We start from the raw sequence: 21,963 nt of genomic DNA on the forward strand, positions 1-21,963 counted from the left end.
TGGTCGGTCTGAGCGGACTGAGGGGAGTAAGCCCCCTTCGGTTCGTCCCGACATTCGGCTGAGCGTCCGCGCCGTGGCCGGACTACCTTGTGGCGCGGACTTGCACCGGCGAGGATTCGCCGTTCCATCCGTTCCCGCCCGTCGGCCCTCGTCGGGTTAACTCCCTCCCCTTGCGGGTCGGTTCGCTCGACTCATCGGTCGAGGCGGGGGGTGTCGTTGCTGTTCCAGAGCCAGCCGTCTCCGACTCCGGGCGTGTGCCCGGTCGCCCGTCCGGCCGGTGGGGGACTTTCCTCATGCCAAGGGCACGGGAGTCGGGCTCCCTCTGTCCGGTCCGTCCTTTCGCCCGCCGGCGAATAAGCGGTTCGGTCGGCCGCGTCTTTGGGCGGGGTTCGGCGGGTCGTCGAGCGGGTCTTCGGGCCGGGTAGCGACGGCTTTCGGGCGAGACGCCGCGAGCGCGGCGTGTAAGGGAAGCGTTCAAGTCGTCAGGACTGTAATGGACTCTCATGTCCGAGGCTCAGACCGTTCAGCTGTCGTACGACGACGGTGCACGAGCGGTCGAACTCGCGCGGGAGGCGGTCGAGTCGTTCGTTCGACACGGGCAACGCGAACAGCCCGGCAGCATGCGAGAGGCGTTCTACGCCCGCACCGGGGCGTTCGTTCGATTGGAGTCCACCAGGGGCCGCGGCCGTCTCCGCGGCTGCGCCGGCGCCTGGGACACCTCAGATCAGCTCGGCCACGCGATCGTCGAGGCCGCCATCAAGGCGGCCTCGGGCGACTCCTGCGGCTCCGAGGTCGAGCCGAAGGAACTGGACAACATCACCGTCTCCGTGTTCGTCGTCTCCAACACCGTCCTCACGAACGACCCCGCCGAGGACCTCGAGGTCGGCACCCACGGCGTCGCCGTCGACAGCGGCAACGCCCACGGCTGGCTCTACCCGACGGTCCCCGTCGAGAACGGCTGGTCGGCCGCGGAGTTCCTCTCGCGCACCTGCCGCAAGGCGAAGCTCTCGCCGACCGCGTGGCAGGAGGAGGACACGATGGTGACGCTCATCGAGGGCCAGGTGTTCCGAGAGCGCGCCGACGGCGGCGCAGTCGAAGAGCTGTAGCCAGCCGCCCCGTTTTCCTTTTCAGCCGTCGTTCCCGTACCCGACCGCCGCCGCGTCCGCGAGCGCCCGCTCCGTCGCCGCCGACAGGTCGAAGGCGTCCTCGGCGACCACCTCGCCGTCGCGGATCACGGGTTCCATGAGCGACTCCGCGCCCTCGGGCCCCGAGCGCTCCGCGAGCCCGACCGCGTGTGCGCCGTCGGCGGTGCGGTAGACGTCCTTCGCGCCCGAGAGCTTCCCCCGCTTGGCCGCCGGCTCGCCGTCGACGGCGACGAGGTCGAGCGCGAAGTCGACCGGGTCCGCGTTCGAGACGTACCCGCCGACGCCGAACCCGTCGACGACGTCGCGCAGGTCGCGGAGGTCCGCAGGCCCCAGTCCGCCGGAGACGTACACGTCGACGTCCTCGTGGCCGCGCACGTCGAGTTCCAACCCGACCTCGCGGATGATGTGCCGAAAGTCGCCGCGCCGGGAGCCGGTCGTGTCGAGGCGGACGCCGTCGAGGTCGTCGCCGAGCGTCTCGACCGCGCGGAGGGCCTCGTCGACCTCGTCGGAGTAGGTGTCACACAGCGCGATCCGCGGTGCGTCCTCGGGGACGCCCTCGTCGTAGGCGCGCCACGCGGCCTCCTGTTCGCCGCGCCCGAAGCAGATGGCGAGCGCGTGCGGCATCGTCCCGGACGCCTCCCGGCCGATCAGCTCGCCGGCCGCGACGTGCGAGAAGCCGTCGAACCCGCCCACCAGCGCCGACCGCTCGACCGCCGCGGTCATCGCGGGGTGGACGTGGCGCGCCCCGAACGAGAGGATCTGCGAGTCGGGCGCGGCAGTCCGGCAGTCGAGCGCCCCCGTCGCCATGCCGGAGGCGTGCGAGAGGAACCCGAGCAGCGACGTCTCCAGCCGCGCGAACTCCAGGTACGGCCCCTCGATCCGCATCACCGGGCCGCCGTCGAACAGGCGCCCCTCCGGGATCGCATCGACGTCGACGTCGCGGCCGGCCAGCAGCTCGACGGCGTTCCCGAGCCCGGCGAACAGCTCGAACTCCCCGTCCGGGAACTGGTCCGCGGTCACCTCGGCGACCACGCGGGGGTTCCGCCCGGCCGCCTCCAGCGCCGCCTCGGTCCGCTCGAAGTACGCGTCGGTCGCGCGCCCCTCCCGGACCGCGGCCGCGTCGACGATGTCGAACTCGCTCATGCCCGTCGGTTCGGCCGCGGGGACGAAAAGCCACCCGTGTCGCGGCGGGGCGCGGGGAGCGAGCGTCCGGGACTCCCGGCCGAGCGAGCGCCGCGCTACGTCGACCGTCGCGCGAACAGCCCGAGCGCCGCGGCGAGCGCGACGAGCGCCGTCGCGACGCCGAATCCGGGCGTGCTATCGCCGGTGTCACCGCCTCCGTTCTCGCCGTCGCCGTCCGTGCCGTCGCTTCCGCTCCCGCCGTCGCCGTCCGTGCCGTCGCTTCCGCTCCCGCCGTCGCCGTCCGTGCCGTCGCTTCCGCTCCCGTCCGTACCGTCGCTCCCGTCCGTGGTGTTTCCGTCGTCCGTGCCGTCGCCGTTCGCGCCGTCGCTCCCGCCGGCGTCCGGGAGCGCGAGGTCGGCGTCCGGGCGGAGTTCGAGGACGCCCTCCGGCGAGGGCGCGTGCGTTACCGTCACGCTCGTCCCGTCGCGCTCGACGCCGTACGCGCCGGGGAAGTCGCTCTCCGAACCGATCTCGTAGACGGTGCCGTCGGCGTACTCGCCGTCGCCGTGCGCGGTCAGCATCCGCACGTAGGCGTCGCGGAACGCCGCGGCGTCGTCCTCGGTCTGCCACTCGGTCGCCCAGACGTAGCCGTCGCGGTCGCCGTTCTGGTAGGGGTACAGCTCGTCGCCGGCCCAGCCGGCCGTCACGGGGTGCGCGTAGTTGTAGACCTGCCGCGTTTCGAGCTCGGCCTCGGCGTCGAGGTGGATCTGGACGTTCTGCCGGACGGTCGCGTCGGGCTCTAACACGGCGTGATCGTACTCTAAGCTCTGATACCAGAACATCACGAACATCGACGCCTCGCCAGCGGTCTCCGCGCCCTCGACCCCCTGATCCGGGTACGTTTCCCACCCGTCGGTCGCGGTGTCTTCGAACGTGACGTTGCCCTCCTCGTAGTCCGGGTTCCGGTGGATGACCTCCGCCGTCGACTCCGGCGGGTCGTTCATCGTCGCGTTGACCGCCGCCCACCCGCCCTCGTCGCGGAGCTCGCGGACGTACAGCGCGCCGTCTCCGTACGGCTGGAGGACGGTCTGGAGGATGCCGAAGTTGAAGTCGGCGCCGCCGCCGCCCCCGTCGCTCTCGGGCGCCTCGGCGCAGGTCCAGTTGTCGGCACAGCGGGCGGCGTACCGCTCCTCGACGTGGACCGCCTCCCCCTCGATGATCCCGTCGACCGCGAGGTCGCCGTCCTGCGTCGCGCCGACGTAGCGCGGGTCGGTGAGGTCGTGGTACTGGTCTTGCATCGCGTGGAGCAGCTCGTGTGCGAGCGTGGAGGGGTCGATGTCGGGGGACTCGCCGTCGGGGACGACGATGACGATCCGGTCCTGCGAGGGCGAGTAGAAGCCGGAGACCGCGCCGCCGAACACCGAGTCGATCTCGTCGTTCGCGTTCGTGTCGTCGCCGACGACGAACAGCGCCTCCCACACCCCGTCGTTCCAGCGCCGGAACGCCTCGGAGCTGTTGCCGCTCGCGGTGTCGTTGGCGTACTCGCTCCGGGTGACCGTCTCGACCGGCACGTCTTCCTTGAACGGTCGCTCTCGGACGTGTTCGACGCGCGCCATCGTCAGGTCCGTCAGCGCCGACAGCTGGGACTCGTTGAGTCCGTCCGTCTCCTCGAAGTCCACCGACTCCTCGTAGTGGGTCCCGTTCCAACAGCCCACCAGTTCGGTGCCGTCGCCGGTGTCGCACTCGTCGGCGGACGCGGAGAGCGTTGCGCCCGGCTCCGTCGGCCCGCTGCCGGAGGCGGAGGGCGCTGCGCCGGCGTCCGGAGCGGCGGCGACGCCGGCAGTGCAGGCGACACACAGGAGGGCGACCGCGGCGACGACCGCGGTCGCGGTCGAGGGGGTGAGAACCCGTCGCATACGAATCGTATCGGACGCGCCGGTAAGTAGTTTGTCGGTTCCTTCGGCGCCGCGGCCGGCGGATTTTTCGGCGCGGGTCGCCGGCCGCGCCCACGACGCGCTCGGCGCGGCCGGCGCCCGCACGACGGTTTTTGAGGAGCGCGCCCGAACGCCTCGGCATGGCGTTCGATCCGACAGCAACCGCGGTGGTCGTCGTCGACATGCAAAACGGGTTCTGTCACCCGGACGGGAGCCTCTACGCCGAGCCGAGCGAGGCGGCGGTCGAGCCCGTGACGGCGCTCGTCGACCGCGCCCGCGAGGCCGGCGCGAGCGTCGTCTACACCCGCGACGTCCACCCGCCCGAGCAGTTCGACGAGACCCACTACTACGACGAGTTCGACCGGTGGGGCGAACACGTCGTCGAGGGGTCGTGGGACGCCGAACTCGTCGCCGACCTCGACGTGCGCGACGACGACCACGTCGTCGAGAAGCACACCTACGACGCCTTCTATCAGACCGACCTGGAGGGGCACCTCGACGCGCACGGGGTCGACGATCTACTGATCTGCGGGACGCTCGCGAACGTCTGCGTCCTCCACACCGCCGGCAGCGCGGGACTCCGGGACTACCGCCCGGTCGTCGTCGAGGACGCGCTCGGCTACATCACCGAGGAGCACCGCGAGTACGCCGTCGACCACGCCGACTGGCTGTTCGGCGAGACGACGACGCGCGACGAGGTCGCGTTCGCGTAGCCGCGGTTGACCCGCCACCGTCCGCACGGTCGCGGACTCCCACCGACGGCGAACGTTCCGGATTTCCGTAATTATCGCGCGCGGAAATCGGCGTGTAACCCTTTTTACCGCTCGCCGGAACCGCGAGGTATGGACATCTCTCGGCGGGGCGTGCTCGGCGGCCTCGGCGCGGCCTGCGCGGTCGGCGCCGTCGGTTTCGCGGGCGCGGCGACGGTGACGGACGGCGAGGCGGTCGGCGGGCTCGGCGGCGGATCGGGCCCGGCCGGCGGGAGCTCGGAGGAAGGCGACGACGGTCCCGAATCGGCCGCGGTCGACCCGGACGCGCCGTTCGAGGCGCGGCTGACCGGCGACGACGGGACCGACGCGCTGCTGTTCGACGCGAGCGACCTCGACCGCGTCAAGGGCGTCTTCGCCGAGGAGGGCGAGTACCTCGTTCAGGTCGTGCTCCCCGACGCGGGCGTCGAGGCGTTCCGGACTCGGCTCGACGAGGCCGGCGCGACCGACGACCCGGCGGCGTTCGTGGTGTCGATGACGCTCGACGGGACCGAGGTGCGGCGCGTCGAGCTCGACGGGGAGACGGTCGACGCGCTCACCGGGTCCGACTGGGAGGGCGTGTTGACGCTCCCGTTCGGCGAGGAGCGGGTGGCTCGGTCCGTCTACGACCGGCTGGCCGACAGCTGATCGGACTCGGAGCCGGCCGACAGCCAGTCGGTTCGCGGTCGACCGACCCCGGACGACTGACTGGTCAGGTGTCGCGGTGGTTCGCCCGTCGGACAGTGTTTTGACTATCGGGCGCATAGCCCCGCCGTGAGCGACGAACCGGAGAACGACGGCGGCCGCCCGTGTCCGGTCTGCGAGACGCCGATGTACCACCGGCACTGTAAGTACGTCTGTCCGGCTCACGGCGTCGTCTACGACTGTAGCGACACGTTCTACTGAGCTGCCGGTCGCCTCGCGCGCCGCGTCTGGTCGCCGGAGTTAACAGGGGTGACAGAGAACCAGACTGGGTCGTGCGAACTGTTATGTTCTTGGAGGCCGACTTTTCTTCCATGATGGGCGACCCGTACGTGATCCTCCACGCCGACCCTCCGAGGTCAGCATGGTAGAGCAAAAACAGGTTGCCCGGAGCAAGCGGATCCAGCGCCGCACCGGGAAGACGTTCCACGTCGCCACCCGGCTGCTGCCCCAGCGGATCCGCCATCCGACGTACGTGCTGTACGGATTCTTCCGTATCGCCGACGAGGTCGTCGATGCCGAGGACACCGGAACGCCCGCTGAGCAGCGGGCCGAACTCGACCGGCTCCGGGCGGCCGCGCTCGGCGAGGAGCCGACCGACGACCCCGTCTTGGAGGCGTTCGCCGAGGTGGTCGAGCGCAACGACATCCCCGACGAGGACGTCCACTCGTTCGTGGACGCGATGGCGAGCGACATCGACACCGACCGCTACGAGACGTACGCGGACCTCGAGGCGTACATGGACGGCTCCGCGGCCGCCGTCGGGCGGATGATGACGGCGATCATGGACCTCGATCCGGAGGAAGAGGCCGAGGCGCTCCCGCACGCCACGAAGCTCGGCGAGGCATTCCAGATGACGAACTTCCTCCGCGACGTCCGCGAGGACGTCGTCGAGCGCGACCGGATCTACCTCCCCTTGGAGACGCTCCGGCGCCACGGCGTGAGCGAGCAGCAGATCCTCGATCTGGAGTTCGACGAGGACGTCGCGGCCGCGATCCGCGAGGAGATGGCCCGCACCGAGCGGCTCTACGAGGAGGGCGTCGCGGGGATCAAGTACCTCCCCGAGGACTGCCAGCTCGCGGTGCTGCTCTCGGCGGTGCTGTACGTCGACCACCACCGCCTCATCCGGAACCGCGGCTACGACACCGTCTCGACCACCCCCGAGCTGTCGCTCACCCGGAAGCTGTCGCTGCTCGTCCGCACGCGCTGGAAGTGGCAGTGGAACAAGGACCCCGAGGCGGTGTTCTACGACATGTGTACCGACTTCGAGCCCCGCCGCGACCGCCACGGGCACGGCCCGCACGGCGCGGGCGTCCCGCAGACGGACTGAGCGGCCGCATGGACCGCTCCCGGTTCGTCTCGCTCGCCGTCGCCGCGTTCGGCCTCGTGTTCGTCTCCTTCCTCATCCGCGGTACGACGCGGCTGGTGGCCCCCTACGAGGTCGCCGTCGCCGTGTCGTCCCCCGTCCTCTTCGCGGCGGCCGCGCTCATGGCCGTCCTCGTCGTCCTCGCCGTCCTCGACGCGACCGGGATCCGCCGGCTGACCTGAGTCGACGGGCGGTCGCGTCCGCGCCGTTCGACCGAGTCGGAACGCCCTTGCCCCGCCGTCCCCGACGGCGCGTATGGACGTACGAACCGTCGCGGACCTCTCGCCCGCCGAGCGGCGCGCGTTCTTCGAGCGCGACGCCGGGGTCGAGGGGGTCCGCGAAGACGTGCGGGAGATCGTCGAGCGGGTCCGCGAGGAGGGCGACGTCGCGGTCCGCGAGTTCGCCGAGGAGTACGACGGCGTCGCCGTCGGCAACGTCGACATCACCGACGACGCGGCGCGGGCGCACGAGGAGCTGGCAGACGCCGACGACCCGGTCCTCGACGCGGTTCGGGAGGCGGCCGCGAACGTCCGCGAGTTCCACGAGCGACAGCGCCCCGACGACTGGCGCGATGACTTCGGCGGCCGGGAGCTGGGCCGCCGCTTCCGCCCGATCGACCGGGTGGGGGTGTACGTGCCCGGCGGCGCGGCGGCGTACCCCTCCAGCGCGCTGATGGGGATCATTCCCGCGGTCGTCGCCGGCGTCGACCACGTCGCGGTCGCGACGCCCCCGGCCGAGGAGCTCAACCCCGTGACCCTCGCGGCGATCCACGAGGCGGGCGCCGACGCGGTGTACCAGGTCGGCGGCGCGCAGGCCATCGGCGCGCTCGCGTACGGGACGGAGACCGTGACGCGGGTCCAGAAGGTGGTCGGGCCGGGCAACAAGTGGGTCACCGCCGCCAAGTCGGTCGTCCAGGGCGACGTCGAGATCGACTTCCTCGCCGGCCCGAGCGAGGTGCTCGTCCTCGCGGACGGGACCGCGGACCCGGACCTCGTCGCGGCCGACCTCGTCGCGCAGGCCGAACACGACCCGAACGCCTCCGTCGTCGCCGTCACCGACGACGCTGACCTCGCGGACGCGGTCGCCGAGGCGGTCGACGCGCAGGCGGCCGAGCGCGAGCGCGAGGAGACGATCCGGGCCGCGCTCGACAACGAGGCCTCCGGCGTCCTTCACGCGCGGTCGATGCCCGAGGCGGTCCTCTTCGCCGAGGAGTACGCGGCCGAGCACCTCTCGATCGTCGCCGAGGACGACGAGGCGCTCTTAGACCGGATCACCAACGCCGGCTCGGTGTTCCTCGGGCCGTACTCGCCGGTCGCCGCGGGCGACTACGCGGCCGGCACGAACCACGTGCTGCCGACCAACGGCGGCGCGAAGCGGTACGGCGGGCTCTCCGTCGACACGTTCCTCCGGTCGTCGACGGTCCAGCGGCTCGACCGCGACGCGCTCGACGACCTCTCGGAGACGATCACGACGCTCGCCGAGGCGGAGGGGTTAGAGGCCCACGCCGAGAGCGTGCGGAAGCGGTTCGAGTAGCGACCGGACCGGCCGGTCTCGACGCCGATCGATACCGGAGGCGCCGCAGAAACGGTTATCTCGCACTGTCGCGTTCCGAGTGACATGATTCCGTCGCTCGCGGCGCTGTTCGAGGGGTTCTCCGCGGTCGAGGCGACGGTCGCGGTCCTCGCAGTCTCGGTCGCCGCCGCGGTGGGGATGGAGTTCGTCGTCCTCCGGTTCGCCCGCCGCTACGTCTCGCACACGGACACCGGGTACGACGACATTGTCATCTCCTCGCTGCGAGCGCCGCTCGTCGTCACCGCCGGGCTCGCCGGCGTGTTCGTCCTCACGCAGGTCCCCGCGGTGCGGGCGTCGGTCGTCGTGGAGCCGCGCCTGCTCGACGCGGCGTTCGGGCGGCCGTCGCTGTCGGTGATCGTCCTCGTCTGGGCGTACGCCGCTAACGCCGTCGTGAACCGGGTCGTCGCCGCGGTCAACGCGGAGGGCGGCCGGTTCGACTTCGCGCCCGTCTTCTCGAACGTCTGGACGCTCGCGGTGCTGGTCGGGAGCGCTGGCACCCTGCTGTGGCTGTGGGGCATCGAGATCACGCCGCTGCTCGGCGCGGCGGGGGTCGCGGGTATCGCGGTCGGCTTCGCCGCGAAGGACACGGTGGCGAACTTCTTCGGCGGGATCGCGCTGTACTTCGACGACACGTACAAGATCGGCGACTACATCGTCTTGGACGACGGCACCGCGGGAACGGTGATCAAGGTGGGCGTGCGCTCGACGACGCTCCTCACCCGCGACGAGGTGCTGGTGACGGTGCCGAACGCGGCGCTCAACGCCGCGAAGGTGACCAACGAGTCCGCCCCCCAGCGCCGCCGGCGCATCCGGGTTCCAATCGGCGTCGCCTACGGCACCGACGTCGACGCCTTCGAGGCGCTCGCCATGGAGGTCCTGGCCGCGGAGCCGCTGGTCCTCGACTCGCCGAAACCCCGCGCCCGCTTCCGGTCGTTCGGCGACTCCGCGCTCCAGTACGAGCTCCTCTGCTGGGTCAACGGTCCGACCCGGCGCCGCCGCGCGCAACACGAGCTCAACCGCGCGCTGTACGTGGCGCTCGGCGACGCCGGGATCGAGATCCCGTACCCGAAACGCGACGTGACCGTCGGCACCGCCGCCGCGCCCTCCCCGGCGCCCCGCGCCCCCGATCCCGACTCTCCCCACGATCCGGGGGCCGACGCGGAGCCCGGCGTCGATCCGGACGCCGACGTGGCGGGTCCCGATTCCCGCGCAGAGACGCCGTGAGCGTGCGGAGACGCCGTGAGCGTGCGGAGACGCCGTGAGCGCGAGACCCTCGACGCCCGAGACGACCGACCGACCGGTCCGCGCCCGCCGGCAGGGTTTTGAGTGTCCGTGCCGAACGCGTTCGCATGAGTACCGAACCGGCCGACACCGGGACCGAGGGGAACGACCCGGCGATCGAGGTGACTCCGGACGCCGCGGAGGAGGCGCTCTCGCTCCTCGACGGCGAGGGGCTCGATACCGACATCGCCGGATTACGGCTGTTCGTCCAGCAGGGCGGCTGCGCGGGGCTGTCGTACGGGATGCGTTTCGACACCGAACCGGAGGACGACGACCTCGTCGTCGAGCATCACGGGCTCCGGGTGTTCGTCGACCCCGCGAGCAAGAACTACATCGGCGGGAGTACGCTCGACTACGAGCACGGCCTCCAGGCCGCCGGCTTCGAGGTCGAGAACCCGAACGTCGTCTCGGAGTGCGGCTGCGGCGAGTCGTTCCGGACGTAGCGGGTCGCGGTCCGATTCTCGGATTTCCTTCGGTTCCCTCCGACGCGCGAGTCCGCCGCTTAAGTCGCTCGGGCGGGTACGGGACGCCATGAGCTTAGAAGCGTCGACGACGCCGAGCGGCGAGCGGGTGTACACCGACCGGTCGCGCACCGAGCGCGGCGCGGACGGGCCCTTCTACCTCGTGTTCGAGGACGAGGCGGGCGACTCCCGCTGGGGGTTCCGCTGCGGCAACTGCGGCTCCTTTGACACCGCGATGGACACGATGGGGCGGATCCAGTGTACCGAGTGCGGCAACCTCCGGAAGCCGGACGAGTGGGACGCGGCCCACGAGTGAGCCGCGTTCGCTGCGCTCCGGACGGTTCCCGACGGCGCCGCGATTCTCCGCGCTCGAAATCGTGAGAAAGTTTATCACGGATGGTGCCGAACTTCGAGGTAGATGGCCACTGCGAGCATCCCCCCGACGACCGAGGCCAGAGACGTCTTCCGCGAACTGGGATACACCGTCTCCGAGGACGGACGCGAGTTCGTCGCGGAACGCAAGTGGCGGCGCGTGTTCGTGACGGTGCTGTGTATGGACGACGACGAGCTCGACCCGTATCTCGCAGACGGGGGCGACCCGGCGCGGCTCCGGTGTTTCGTCACGTGGCGCGACCGCGCGAACGATCTCCAAGAGCGGCTGGTCGACGCGAAACCGCCCTACGACTGGGCGGTCATCGGTATCGACCGCGACGGCGAGGACTTCGCGGTGATGGAAGGCGCGCCAGGCAGCCCCTGACCCCCTCCACCCTCACTTCCCCCGCGGTTGCGGTTCCCTGCGCCTGCCTCGACTACCGGTGGGCCGGCGGCCGGTAGCGTTCTCGGTCGGCTCTCTCCCCGAGTGTCTATTTGCGGCCCCGCCGCGTACGGTCCCCATGGAGCACGTCGAGTACGTCTACACCAGCGGCATGTCCGAATCCGAGGTCGATAGCCGCCTCCGGGGCGGCGAACACGGTGTCTTGGGGCTCGCGAACGGCGACGACGCGTACGCCGTCCCGCTGAGCTACCACTACGACGGCGACCGCCTCCTGCTTCGCGTGAGCGAACACGACGGCGACGGCGAGAAGATGCGGTTCCTCGAGACGACCGACACCGCCACGTTCGTGTGCTACGAGGCGTCGACGGACGAGTCGTGGAGCGTCCACGTTCGCGGACCGATCCGGCGGTGGGAGCGGAGCGTCGACGAGGCGACGCTCAACGAGTGGTTTCAGCCGTTCCGCCTCTTTGACGAAGCGGTCGAGGACGTCGCGTTCGCCCTCTACGAGCTGCGCATGGAGACCGTCATCGGTCGCACAACCGTGGACAGGTAGCCCGTGGGCCGGGGAACGGGGCCGGGGGTGCGGCGCGTTCGGGGTGATCGAGCTCCAGTCCCAGTGATCCCGCTCCGCGAGGTCCCGCTCCGCGAGGTCCCGCTCCCGCCCGCGCCCTCCGCGGACGCGTATTTTTATCCCCCCGTGCGTCCTACCAGCACGTGACATGGTGTTCAAGAAAATCACGCTGATCGGGACGAGCGACGAGAGCTTCGACGCGGCGGCCGACGAGGCCATCGACCGCGCAGAAGACACCCTCGAGAACGTCTACTGGGCGGAAGTAGAGGAGTTCGGGGTCGAGCTTCAGGGGGACGCCGAGCGCGAGTACCAGGCCGAAGTCGAGGTCGCGTTCGAACTCGAAGGCTGAGCGAGACGCGGTTTTTGATCTTTTATCAGTAGTCGTGAGCCGTGCCGGCGTCTGTTTATAAGGACCTGTTCGCGGATCGTCGACGAACACTCCCGAAGCCCCAGCCGGGAGGGCGGCGCACGCTCGCTGTGCTCCTCGTCACTCGCTACGCTCGTTCCTGCGGTGCTTGCGTCGCCTGCGCCGCCCTCCCGGCTGCCCCTTCGAGTCCCGCCCCGCACGGCACCGCCCCGCACCTCACGCCTCCCCAGCCTCGCCGCTCGCTCGGGGCTCCCTTCGGTCGCCCTCGTCGCTCGCGGCGTCCCTCGCGCGTGCTCCTCGCGGCCGCCGAGGGCGGCCGCTCGGAGGCACGCGCCACCGCCGTTCATTTATAAATGCTCGCGCGGCGGTCACCTATTTATCCAACCGCTACCACGACCCGGCAATGACCGCTTCACGCGCGCCGGCCGAGCCGACGGTCCGGGAGTTCGAAGCGACGGTCGAGTCCGTCGACGGCAGCGAGGTCGTCCTCGACGAGACGTACTTCTACCCCGAATCGGGCGGTCAACCGGCCGATAGGGGAACGCTCGACGGCCATCTCGTCGACGACGTGGTGGAACGCGACGGCGAGGTCGTCCACGCGCTCGACCCCGACGCGGACATCGATCTCGCGCCCGGCGACGAGGTCACAGGCCTCATCGACGACGCCTTTCGTACCTACTGCGCCCGGGCGCACACCGCCTCGCACGTGCTGTACGGGGCCGCGCGCCGGATCGCCGACGACCTCGGCTACGCCGGCTTCGACATCTCCGAGACGAAGGTCCGCGTCGACCTGACGACCGCCGAGCCGCTGGGCGACGGCGACCTGATCGAGTTAGAGCGGCTCGCCAACCGCGCGGTCTGGGACTCGCTGCCCGTCTCGTGGGCGACCCACTCGGCCGACGAGGCCCGCGAGATCGATGGGATCGCGTTCAACACGAAGACCGAGGAGGGCGCGATGAGCGGCGGCGACGCGGTCCGGGTCGTGACGGTCGGCGAGAGAGAAGATCCGTGGGACGTCGCCGCGTGCGGGGGGACGCACGTCGAGAACACCGCGGAGATCGGGCCGATCGCGGTCTTAGAGCGGTCGAACCCCGGCGAGGGCGTCACCCGCGTCGAGTTCGCGGTCGGCCCGACGGCCATCGACGAGCTCGGCGCGGTCCACGCCGCCGCGCTCGACGCCGCGACGACGCTCGACGCGCGCGTCGGCGACCTCCCGGACGCGGTCGCGCGCCTCCGCGACGAGGCCGACCGACTGGAGGCGGACCTCCGGGATGCCCGCGAGGAGCTGCTCGCCGCCCGCCTTCGCGATCTCCCGACCGCCGAGGTCGACGGCGCGCGGTGGGCGATCGGGACCGTCGCCGACGCCGACCCGAACGAACTCCGCGAGCCGGCGACCGAGGCGGTCGGCGGCGACGAGGACCTCGACGCCCTCGCCGCGGTCGGAACCGGCGACGCACCGTTCGTCGTGGTCGCGGTCGGCGACGCAGCGGACGGTGACGGAGCCGCAGCCGAAATCGACGCGGGCGACGTCGTCGGCGCGGTCACCGACGAGTTCGGCGGCGGCGGGGGCGGCGGCCCGACGTTCGCGCAGGGCGGCGGCCTCGACGCAGACCCCGAGGCCGTCGCGGCGTGGCTCCGCGAGCGATGACCGGGAAGCTGGGTCCCGACGCGCTCGCGACGGCGCTCGCGGCGACCGGCGCGGCCGACGACGCGGTGACGCAGGGGCCGGCGTACGGCGAGGACGCGGCCGCGATCGACTTGGCCGGCGCCGGGGAGACGCTCGTCGTCGCGGCCGACCCCCTGTCGCTGGCCGCGGAGTCGGTCGGCACCTTGGCCGTCCACGTCGCCTGTAACGACGTCGCCGCCAGCGGCGCCGACCCGCGGTGGCTCACGCACACCCTGTTCCTCCCGGACGACGACCCCGACCGCCTCCGGACCGTCGTCGACCAGGTCGACGCGACCGCGCGCGACCTCGGCGTGTCAGTCGTCGGGGGCCACACCGAGGTGCTCGACGCGCTCGACCGCCCGCTCTGCTCGATGACGGCGATGGGGACGACGGACCGCTTCGTGTCGAGCGGCGGCGCCGAGCCCGGCGACCGCCTCCTGCTCACGAAGGGGGCGGCGATCGAGGCGACCGCGATCCTCGCGACCGACTTCCGCGAGGAGTGCCTGGAGGCGGGCGTCCCGGCCGCGACGCTCGATTCGGCCGCCGAGTTCCTTGACGAGGTGAGCGTCGTCCCCGACGCGGCCGCGGTCCGCGACGCCGCGACCGCGCTCCACGACCCCACCGAGGGCGGCGTCGCGACCGCGCTCGTCGAGATGGCGGCCGCGAGCGGGGCCGCCTTCGCCGTTGAGCGCGACGCGGTCCCGGTCCGTCCCGAGACGCGGGCCTGCTGTGACGCGCTCGGCGTCGACCCGCTCGCGACGTTCGGCTCCGGCGCGCTGCTGGCGGCCGTCCCGCCCGACCGGGTCGACGACGCGCTCGACGCGCTCGACGTGGCCGGGATCGCGGGGGCGGAGATCGGCGTCGTCGAGACCGGCGCCGAGGGTGACGGCGTCGTCGAGGCCGCCGAGGGCGCCGCCGAGCCGGGGGCCGTCTGGATCGACGGGGAGCCGCTCGCGGAGCCGCCGCGGGACGAGCTGTACCCGCTCTGGGAAGCCCGGGAATAGCTCCCCTCCCCCGCCGATCGCGCACCTTTTTCGGTGAGGGACCGAAGGCGGTGACATGACCGGAGCACGCGTCGGGTCGGCGCTCACCGACGAGCAGGCGGCCGTCCGCGACCTCGTCGAGGAGTTCGCGGCCGAGGAGGTCCGGCCGACCGCGGCCGCGGCCGACGAGACGGAGACGTTCCCGGAGGAGGTGTGGGACGGGCTCGCGGAGCTCGGCCTGACGGGGCTGACGGTTCCCGAAGCACACGGCGGGTTCGGTGCCGACGAGACGACCTACGCGGTCGTCAACGAGGCGCTGGCGCACGGGTCGCTCGCGGTCGCGACCGCCCTCTCCGTCCACTGCCTCGCCACCTCCTGTATCGCCGAGTTCGGGACGGAGGCGCAGCGCGAGGCATGGCTCCCGGAGATGGCCGAGACCGGCCGTCCGGTCGGCATGTTCTGCCTCTCCGAGCCGCAGGCGGGGTCGAACCCGGCCCAGATGTCGACGACCGCGACGTACGACCCCGAGACCGACGAGTACGTCCTCAACGGCGAGAAGCAGTGGATCACGAACGGGGAGCGCGGCGGCGTGGCTATCGTCTTCGCGAAGGCCGCGGGGGAGGACGGCGACGGAGGCTCCGACGAGTCCGACGACGCGATCACCCAGTTCCTCGTCCCCGCGGACACCGACGGGTTCGAGGTCGGCAAGAAGGAGGAGAAGCTCGGGCTCCGCGCGTCGGACACGACCGGGATCACGTTCGACGACTGTCGCGTCCCCGCAGAGAACCGGCTCACCGAGGATGGGAAGGGACTCTCCGCGGCCTTCCGGACGCTCACCGAGGGCCGGATCGGCATCGCGGCGCAGGCGGTCGGCGTCGCGCAGGCCGCGCTCGACGAGGCGACGTCGTACGCGCAGGAGCGCGAACAGTTCGACCGCCCGATCGGCGACATCCAGACGATCCGCCACAAGATCGCGGAGATGGAGACGGACGTGTCGGCCGCCCGCCTCCTCGTCCGCGAGGCGTGCCGGCAGGCGGAGGCGGGCGAGGACTACCGCGTCGCGGCCTCGAAGGCGAAGTACCGCGCCAGCGAGGCCGCGATGTCAGTGACGAACGAGGCGGTCCAGATCCACGGCGGCTACGGCTACACGACCGAGTTCGACGTCGAGCGGCTCTACCGCGACGCGAAGATCACGGAGATCTACGAGGGAACGACCGAGATCCAGAAGACGATCATCGCCCGGGGGTGTTCGGCGAGTGAGCGACGGGGATCCGGAGCCGGCGCAGACCGGCTCCCGCCTTGCTGGCTACGACGCGGTCGTCTACGACCTCGACGGCACCCTCGTCGAGCTCGCGGTCGACTGGGACGCGGTGGCGGACGCGGTCCTCGACGTCTACGCCGAGCGCGCGCTCATCCCCCCGACCGAGGAGCTGTGGGACCTGCTCGGCGCGGCCGACGACTACGGGGTCCGGGACGAGGTCGAGGAGGCGATCGCGATCCACGAGCGCCCCGGCGCCCGCGAGTCGACGCGGCTCCCGCTCGGGGACCGACTGACCGAAACCGCGGACGGCGGCGGTCCGCATCCCCCCGCGGGCGTCTGCTCGCTCAACTGCGAGGAGGCGTGTCGGATCGCGGTCGAGACGCACGGGCTCGGCGACGCGCTCGTCTCGGACGCGATCGTCGGCCGCGACACGGTCGGGAGCTTCAAGCCGGCCCCGGAATCGCTGCTCGCGGCTGTCGACCGGCTCGGCGCGGCCCCCGAGGACGCGCTGTTCGTCGGCGACTCGCGGAGCGACGCGGTCACCGCCGAGCGCGGCGGCGTCGACTTCGCGTGGGTCTCGGACCTGCTCGCGGAGTAGGGCGTTCAAAACAGCGTCGCGCGCGTTCAGTCCCGCTTTCCTGCTTCGTTCGTCGTCGGATCGCCGTCCTCGGTCCGCCTTCCGTCGTCGTCCGTAGCCGCGTCGTCGGCCGAGCCGGCTTCCTCGTCCGGAACCGCGTCGTCGTTCGTCCCCGCGCCGCCGTCGCCGGCCTCGGCCCGCCTCGCGTACAGCGCGACGGCGACCGCGGTGACGAACCAGATGGGGGCGCCCACCCGGACCGCGAACGCGGCGCGCGCGCCCCACGACTCCAGCGTCACGAGCGTCGACAGCAGGGCCGCGGCGGGGGCGCCGACGAGGATGGTGACGACGAACGTCGTCTGCATCACCCACGCGTAGTCAACTCCCTCGTACTCGGCCCGCTCGACTGGTTGCACACCGCGGACTCCGCGGCGGAGCGGCAAATCGGTGGCGGTCGGCGGCGAGAGCGGCGGTCCGAGCGGCGGCGGACGCGCCGGCGACCGCGCCGCCGCGCTCGGTTTCCGGTTCCCCGACGAATTTAGGGCGGCGCGCGGGTGACTCCGAGGTATGACCACGACGCGGGGACTCCGGGACGCCGAGGATCCGATCACGATGCTGACCGCCTACGACGCCCCGACGGCGGCGATCGTCGACGAGGCCGGAATCGACGTGGTCCTCGTCGGCGACAGCATGGGCAACGCCGCCTTAGGCTACGACTCCACGCTCCCCGTCACGTTCGACGAGGTCGCGAGCCGGACCGCGGCGGTCGCGCGCGCGACCGAGGAGGCGCTGGTCGTCGCCGACATGCCGTTCCTCTCGTTCGGCGTCGACGAGGCCGAGTCCGTGCGGAACGCCGGCCGCCTGCTGAAGGAGGCGAACGCGGACGCGGTGAAGATCGAGAGCGGCCCGCACACCGTCTCGACCACGCGCCGCATGACCGAGGTCGGGATCCCGGTGATGGCGCACCTCGGTTTGACCCCGCAGCACGTGAACCGGCTGGGCGGCTACACCCGACAGGGGACCGAGCAGGAGGCCGCCGAGGAGATCATCGAGCTGGCGGGGGACCACGCCGACGCCGGGGCGTTCGCGCTCGTGTTGGAACACGTCCCGGCGAACCTCGCGGGCGCGGTGACCGAGGCGCTGGAGATCCCCACGATCGGCATCGGAGCTGGCTCCGACTGCGACGGGCAGGTGCTGGTGATCAACGACGCCGTCGGCCTCGGCGAGTGGTCGCCACCGTTCGCGCGGCAGTTCGGCGACGTGCGCGGGGAGATGGTCGACGCCGTCGAGGCGTACCGGGAGGCCGTGACGAGCGGCGAGTTCCCGGCCGAGGAGCACTCGCACGTCGAGGAGGATCTGGACGACTTGTACTGAGTGCCTTTCCGAGACGAGTACGGCATCGTTTCTGGTGGAAACTCGCTGATCATCGCGAACCACTCCGAAGCCCCAGCCGGGAGGCGGGCGCACGCTCGCTGTCGCCCGAAAATCGGCGATTTTCGGGATGACGAGAGAGCTTTGCTCTCTCGAACCACGCTCCTCGTCGCTCGTTTCACTCGCTCCTGCGGTGCTTACGTCGTCATCAGAACGCTCTGCGTTCTGATTGGCTCACGAGAGCTTCGCTCTCGTGAACGCCTGCGCCCGCTTCCCGGCTGCCCCTTCGAGTCCCACCCCGCACAGCACCTCACGCCTCCCCAGCCTCGTCAGTCGGTCTCCGCTTCGCTCCGACCGACTGACTCCCTCGCGCGTGCTGGCTCGCGGCCGCCTTCGGCGGCACGCTCGCAGGCACGCGCCACCGTGGAAAATCGGAAACCCTGTCGGGAACTCCCCGTCAGCGGGTTCGACCGCTCAGACGGGGAAGAACCTGAGGACCGCCGGCATCGCGTCTGGACCGACCTGCGTGACGGTAACGTAGAGGACGGTGAAGATCACGGCGTTGTGGAGGCCGTGGAGCAGCGCGGGGACGACGAGGTTCTCGGTGTACTCGTACACCGCGCCGAACACCAAGCTCGGGACGAAGAGGATGGAGACGGTCGTCAGCCGCGCGGAGAGGCCGCCGGTCAGCGCCATCACGTGGATGGTCGCGAAGATGGCGGCCGAGAGCAGGATCGACGGGGCCGCCGGCAGCGACTCGCGGAGCCGCCCCTGAACGACGCCGCGGTAGAGGATCTCCTCGCAGGGGCCGATGACGAGGAACGAGGCCGCGATGAACAGCGGGATGATCGCCGGGTTCCCCATCGCTAACTCCGCGCTCTGATTCGCCGCCGTCTCCGTCCCGAGCAGCTGGACGATCGTCGAGATCACGAGGATCAAAACGAGGATCACGACCCAGCTGCCGAGGACGATCCCGACCTCCTTGAGGCTCGGAACTCGGACGCCGAGGTACGAGACGATCCCCTCGCGGTCGAACCCGCGCCACGCGAGGTAGCCGACTGCGAGCCCGCCGAACGCGACGTACTGGCCGAATATCAGCGTGAGAACGACGCTCGCGGTCAGCGAGAGCCCCCCGACCGCCGCGTCGATCGCGAAGATGGCCACGCCGCTCGCGAGCGCGATGACCGGCCCGAGGACGCCGAGGAGCAGCGCGGTCGCGACCGCGATACCGGGCGACCCGCCGGCCCGTTCGGGGCCGTCGGCGTCGTCGACGGGGTCCGGGTCGATCTCGTCGAACTCCTCGGACACCCCGCCGTCCGGGGCCGGATCGCCGCTGGAGGGATCTGTCATTGCCCGGAATAGGCGGCGCTCGGCAAAATGGTTGTCCGTGTCGGAAGCCGCGCGGACAGCTATCTCTCGGGCGCGTGAGTCGCGGTCACCGGTGGAGCAGCTCGTACCACAGCACCGCGGTGACGGCCCGCCCGTCGCGAAGCTCGTCGTCGACGACCGCGGCGAGCAGATCGTCGTACGGCACCGTCTCGACCGAGATCGACTCGTTGTGGTCCAGGTCGCGGTCCGCCGTCGGCTCGCAGCCGGTCGCCAGCACGTGGTGGTGGACCGAGTCCGCCATCCCGTTCGTCGGCTCGACGGTCGTCAGCCGCTCGAAGGCGTCGGCCTCGTACCCCGTCTCCTCGGCGAGCTCGCGGGCCGCGGCGCGCTCGATCGCGTCGTCGGTCGGATCGCCGGCTGCGCTCCCCTCGCCCCCATCCTCGGGCTCCATCGTCCCCGCCGGAATCCCGCGGTTCACCCGCCCGACCGCCTGCCGCCACTCGTCGATGACGACGGCGTCGCCGTCCGGCGTCAGCGGGAGTACGACGACTGCGGGCGGCTCGTCGACGTAGTGGAACCCGTCGGTCTCGCCGTCCGGGAACCGCACCTCGTCGCGGCGCACGTCGAAGCCGGGGCAGGCGTAGTCGATGTCGGTGCCGAGCGTCTCCCACGAGAGGTCGTCCATGCGTTCGGGTCGGCGGTCGGGGACCTAAATCCCCGCACTCCGCGGCGTCACTCGGCGGGCGCGTCGCCCGTCGGGGGCGCTACTCCGCGGAAGCGTCCCGTCGCCGGTCCCGGAGCTCGTCGACTGCTCGCCTCGCGACCGCGCCGGCGATCCACGCGATCGTTCCCAACGCGAGGGCCTCGACGCCGACGAAGACGAGCCCGTCGACCTCGACGAGCGCGGCGACACGCTCGCCGAGGGGACGACCCGGGAGTCCGAGCAGGTAGTGGTCGGCGTTGCTCCCGAGCAGCGCCCCGTAGACGGTGGCCCACGCGAGCGCCATCCCGGCCCCTCGGTAGGCGAGGCCCGCGGTCACGAGGATCCCGAGGGCCGCGGCGTCGAACGCGAGGAACACGACCCCGCCGGAGACGGAAAAGACGCCCAGCGCGTAGGCGGCGAAGGAGATCAGAAAGAGCAGCGGCGGGGCGAGGAGTCGGTACCGACGCGGCGAGCCGTTCGGGTTCGAGCCGAGGAGGACGCGGCGAGCGAGGGACATGCCCGCGGATCGTTTCGACTGCGTGATAACTCTGCGTGTCAGGCGAGATTCACGACCAGTCGCCGAGGGAGGCCTGTCCCTCGTCGGTGCTTCGTCGCTCGCGGTCCGCGATCGAGCCGGACTCGTCGCCGTCGCGGTCCGGCGGTCCGTCGACCCAGTCGGTGAGCTTGCCGCCGTCGCCCCCATCGTCTCGCTCGGTTCGGTCGCCGCGACGCGTCGGATCGCCGCCGCTCGCCTCGAACCCGCCGAGCGTCGCCTGGTCGGTCTCGGCGAAGTCGAGCTTGGAGACGCGCACGCCGAGCTTGCGGACGCGCGCGTTGTCGAACTCGCCGAGCAGGTCCAGCGCCACCTCCTCGACGAGCTCCGGGTCGTCGACAGGGCCGGGGAGGCTCCGCGCGCGGGTGTTGACGTCGAACGGCGGCTCGACGGCCTTGATCCCGATGGTCCGGTAGAGGCAACCCCGTTCGCGGGCGCGGCGGGCCACGTCCGCGGCGAGCGCGGAGACGGTCTCCCGCTTCGTCGCCTCGTCGGCGGTCGTCGGCAGCGCCGACTCCCGCGAGAGGCTCTTCGGGAGGCCGGTCGGCGTCACCTCGCGGTCGTCGTCGCCCGCGGCGCGCCGGGAGAGCTCCGGGCCGCGCTCGCCCAGCGCGTCTGCGAGGCGGTCGCGGTCGGCGACGGCCAAGTCGCCCGCGGTCTCGATCCCCAGCTCCGCGAGGGTCTCCTCGGTCACCGGCCCGACCCCGTGAACGTCGGCGGTCGGCAGCGGCGCGAGGAACTCGGCGACCGACCCGGGCGGCACGACGACGAGGCCGTCCGGCTTGTCGGCGTCGCTGGCGACCTTCGCGGCCGACATGTTCGGCGCGACGCCGACGCTCGCCGGCACGCCGGCCTCCCGCCCGATCCGGTCTTTCACGTGGCGGGCGTACCCCTCGGCGAGCGTCCGCGCCTCGGCCGGGCCCGCGGCGCCGCTCGGCGGGGGTCAGTTGCCTCTCCGTTGGCTCCGCCCCCCGCCACCGCCCACGAGGTCCGGTCGGTGACGTCGAGGTACGCCTCGTCGATGCTCACCTCCCGGCGGGTGTCGGCGCAGTCGCGTAAGACCTCCTTCACCTCGCCCGCCACGTCCTCGTAGAAGTCGAGATCGACGGGGACGTACCGGCCCGTCTCCCCGGGGTCGGGCGCGTCCGGGTCGTCGGGGTCGGCGTCCTCGCGGCGGGGGAGCAGCTCCAGCGCCTTCGAGATCGGCATCGCGCTGTCGACGCCGAACTCGCGGGCCTCGTAGCTCGCGGTCGCGACCGCGCCGATCGAGTCGCCCGGCTCGTACCCCATCCCGACAACGACGGGCTCGCCCGCGAGGTCGTCGTGACGCAACCGCTCGCAGGAGGCGTAAAAGCAGTCCATGTCGACGTGGCAGACGACGCGGTCAACGGCGTCGTCGCCCTCGTCGCCGGCGCCCGGGAGCGTCTCCCCGGCGGCGGGCGTCCCCCCGGTCATCGCGTTCGGGTCCGCGCTCCGCG

General features: G+C 71.7%; 23 protein-coding genes, 1 other RNA gene and 2 pseudogenes. 18 read left to right on the plus strand and 8 right to left on the minus strand.

Annotation, left to right across the window (positions count from 1 at the left end; all coding sequences use genetic code 11):
- Nucleotides 1-15: 15 nt before the first annotated feature.
- Nucleotides 16-327, minus strand: an RNA gene (gene rnpB, locus J7656_RS02700) — RNase P RNA component.
- Between the two features lie 176 nt (nt 328-503).
- On the opposite strand from rnpB, the gene J7656_RS02705 reads away from it, so the two are divergent.
- The gene (locus J7656_RS02705; protein WP_004597545.1) at nt 504-1,106 is read left to right on the plus strand and encodes a TIGR00296 family protein; all 603 of its coding nucleotides are present in this window, start codon (nt 504-506) and stop codon (nt 1,104-1,106) included.
- A 21-nt stretch (nt 1,107-1,127) separates the two neighbouring features.
- On the opposite strand, the gene J7656_RS02710 is transcribed toward J7656_RS02705, so the two are convergent.
- Both J7656_RS02710 and J7656_RS02715 read right to left on the minus strand, forming a co-directional pair.
- On the minus strand, nt 1,128-2,288 hold the full coding sequence (locus J7656_RS02710) for a nicotinate phosphoribosyltransferase (protein WP_211554015.1): 1,161 nt from the start codon (nt 2,286-2,288) through the stop codon (nt 1,128-1,130).
- A gap of 95 nt (nt 2,289-2,383) precedes the next feature.
- Nucleotides 2,384-4,183 (minus strand): Hvo_1808 family surface protein, encoded by a 1,800-nt coding sequence (locus J7656_RS02715; RefSeq protein WP_211554017.1) that lies wholly within the window; start codon nt 4,181-4,183, stop codon nt 2,384-2,386.
- A gap of 158 nt (nt 4,184-4,341) precedes the next feature.
- Here J7656_RS02715 and J7656_RS02720 point away from each other — a divergent pair, with 158 nt between their 5' ends.
- The 16 genes and pseudogenes from J7656_RS02720 to J7656_RS02790 all read left to right on the plus strand — a co-directional run bounded on the left by J7656_RS02720 (nt 4,342) and on the right by J7656_RS02790 (nt 16,550).
- Nucleotides 4,342-4,914 (plus strand): cysteine hydrolase family protein, encoded by a 573-nt coding sequence (locus tag J7656_RS02720; RefSeq protein WP_211554019.1) that lies wholly within the window; start codon nt 4,342-4,344, stop codon nt 4,912-4,914.
- 129 nt (nt 4,915-5,043) lie between these two features.
- Nucleotides 5,044-5,595 (plus strand): preprotein translocase subunit SecD family protein, encoded by a 552-nt coding sequence (locus J7656_RS02725; protein ID WP_017343773.1) that lies wholly within the window; start codon nt 5,044-5,046, stop codon nt 5,593-5,595.
- 126 nt (nt 5,596-5,721) lie between these two features.
- Nucleotides 5,722-5,853 carry an HVO_2523 family zinc finger protein gene (locus J7656_RS15060; protein ID WP_017343774.1) on the plus strand — a complete coding sequence of 44 codons (132 nt, stop codon included), beginning with the start codon at nt 5,722-5,724 and terminating at the stop codon, nt 5,851-5,853.
- A 160-nt stretch (nt 5,854-6,013) separates the two neighbouring features.
- Nucleotides 6,014-6,979: a phytoene/squalene synthase family protein gene (locus J7656_RS02730; RefSeq protein WP_211554021.1), complete on the plus strand. Its 966-nt coding sequence runs from the start codon at nt 6,014-6,016 to the stop codon at nt 6,977-6,979.
- 8 nt (nt 6,980-6,987) lie between these two features.
- Nucleotides 6,988-7,197 (plus strand): hypothetical protein, encoded by a 210-nt coding sequence (locus tag J7656_RS02735; protein ID WP_211554023.1) that lies wholly within the window; start codon nt 6,988-6,990, stop codon nt 7,195-7,197.
- Between the two features lie 73 nt (nt 7,198-7,270).
- Nucleotides 7,271-8,548 (plus strand): histidinol dehydrogenase, encoded by a 1,278-nt coding sequence (hisD, locus tag J7656_RS02740; RefSeq protein ID WP_211554025.1) that lies wholly within the window; start codon nt 7,271-7,273, stop codon nt 8,546-8,548.
- 84 nt (nt 8,549-8,632) lie between these two features.
- Nucleotides 8,633-9,811: a mechanosensitive ion channel family protein gene (locus J7656_RS02745; protein WP_017343778.1), complete on the plus strand. Its 1,179-nt coding sequence runs from the start codon at nt 8,633-8,635 to the stop codon at nt 9,809-9,811.
- Nucleotides 9,812-9,936: 125 nt separating this feature from the next.
- Nucleotides 9,937-10,311 carry a HesB/IscA family protein gene (locus tag J7656_RS02750; RefSeq protein ID WP_017343779.1) on the plus strand — a complete coding sequence of 125 codons (375 nt, stop codon included), beginning with the start codon at nt 9,937-9,939 and terminating at the stop codon, nt 10,309-10,311.
- 88 nt (nt 10,312-10,399) lie between these two features.
- Complete coding sequence (locus J7656_RS02755) at nt 10,400-10,645, plus strand: DUF5816 domain-containing protein (RefSeq protein ID WP_017343780.1); 246 nt, start codon at nt 10,400-10,402, stop codon at nt 10,643-10,645.
- 102 nt (nt 10,646-10,747) lie between these two features.
- Nucleotides 10,748-11,086, plus strand: coding sequence for a DUF7116 family protein (locus J7656_RS02760; protein ID WP_004597526.1), 339 nt, complete (start codon nt 10,748-10,750; stop codon nt 11,084-11,086).
- A 136-nt stretch (nt 11,087-11,222) separates the two neighbouring features.
- Nucleotides 11,223-11,657 carry a pyridoxamine 5'-phosphate oxidase family protein gene (locus tag J7656_RS02765; RefSeq protein WP_017343781.1) on the plus strand — a complete coding sequence of 145 codons (435 nt, stop codon included), beginning with the start codon at nt 11,223-11,225 and terminating at the stop codon, nt 11,655-11,657.
- 166 nt (nt 11,658-11,823) lie between these two features.
- On the plus strand, nt 11,824-12,024 hold the full coding sequence (locus tag J7656_RS02770) for a dodecin (protein ID WP_004597524.1): 201 nt from the start codon (nt 11,824-11,826) through the stop codon (nt 12,022-12,024).
- Between the two features lie 421 nt (nt 12,025-12,445).
- On the plus strand, nt 12,446-13,690 hold the full coding sequence (locus J7656_RS02775) for an alanyl-tRNA editing protein (RefSeq protein WP_211554027.1): 1,245 nt from the start codon (nt 12,446-12,448) through the stop codon (nt 13,688-13,690).
- Nucleotides 13,687-14,712, plus strand: a complete 1,026-nt coding sequence (locus J7656_RS02780; RefSeq protein WP_211554029.1) for an AIR synthase family protein — start codon at nt 13,687-13,689, stop codon at nt 14,710-14,712. The genes J7656_RS02775 and J7656_RS02780 overlap by 4 nt, the downstream gene beginning before the upstream one ends.
- 55 nt (nt 14,713-14,767) lie before the next feature.
- Nucleotides 14,768-15,937: pseudogene (locus J7656_RS02785) on the plus strand (acyl-CoA dehydrogenase family protein); the annotation flags it as partial.
- A 10-nt stretch (nt 15,938-15,947) separates the two neighbouring features.
- Nucleotides 15,948-16,550, plus strand: a complete 603-nt coding sequence (locus J7656_RS02790) for an HAD family hydrolase (protein WP_017343785.1) — start codon at nt 15,948-15,950, stop codon at nt 16,548-16,550.
- A gap of 26 nt (nt 16,551-16,576) precedes the next feature.
- On the opposite strand, the gene J7656_RS02795 is transcribed toward J7656_RS02790, so the two are convergent.
- Nucleotides 16,577-16,945, minus strand: a complete 369-nt coding sequence (locus J7656_RS02795; protein WP_017343786.1) for a DUF5822 domain-containing protein — start codon at nt 16,943-16,945, stop codon at nt 16,577-16,579.
- 151 nt (nt 16,946-17,096) lie between these two features.
- On the opposite strand from J7656_RS02795, the gene panB reads away from it, so the two are divergent.
- Nucleotides 17,097-17,903, plus strand: a complete 807-nt coding sequence (panB, locus tag J7656_RS02800; protein ID WP_211554031.1) for a 3-methyl-2-oxobutanoate hydroxymethyltransferase — start codon at nt 17,097-17,099, stop codon at nt 17,901-17,903.
- Between the two features lie 471 nt (nt 17,904-18,374).
- Here the strand turns inward: panB and J7656_RS02805 are convergent, their stop codons facing one another.
- The 4 genes and pseudogenes from J7656_RS02805 to J7656_RS02820 form a co-directional block, all read right to left on the minus strand.
- Nucleotides 18,375-19,250: a CPBP family intramembrane glutamic endopeptidase gene (locus tag J7656_RS02805; RefSeq protein ID WP_211554033.1), complete on the minus strand. Its 876-nt coding sequence runs from the start codon at nt 19,248-19,250 to the stop codon at nt 18,375-18,377.
- Between the two features lie 85 nt (nt 19,251-19,335).
- Complete coding sequence (locus J7656_RS02810) at nt 19,336-19,914, minus strand: NUDIX hydrolase (protein ID WP_017343790.1); 579 nt, start codon at nt 19,912-19,914, stop codon at nt 19,336-19,338.
- 79 nt (nt 19,915-19,993) lie between these two features.
- Entirely contained in the window at nt 19,994-20,449 is a 456-nt protein-coding gene (locus tag J7656_RS02815) for a hypothetical protein (RefSeq protein WP_017343791.1), read from the minus strand.
- A gap of 49 nt (nt 20,450-20,498) precedes the next feature.
- Nucleotides 20,499-21,940, minus strand: a pseudogene (locus J7656_RS02820) (DNA polymerase Y family protein).
- Nucleotides 21,941-21,963: the final 23 nt, after the last annotated feature.

The sequence above is a fragment of the Halorubrum ruber genome, assembly GCF_018228765.1.
In the GTDB taxonomy this organism is placed as follows: domain Archaea; phylum Halobacteriota; class Halobacteria; order Halobacteriales; family Haloferacaceae; genus Halorubrum; species Halorubrum ruber.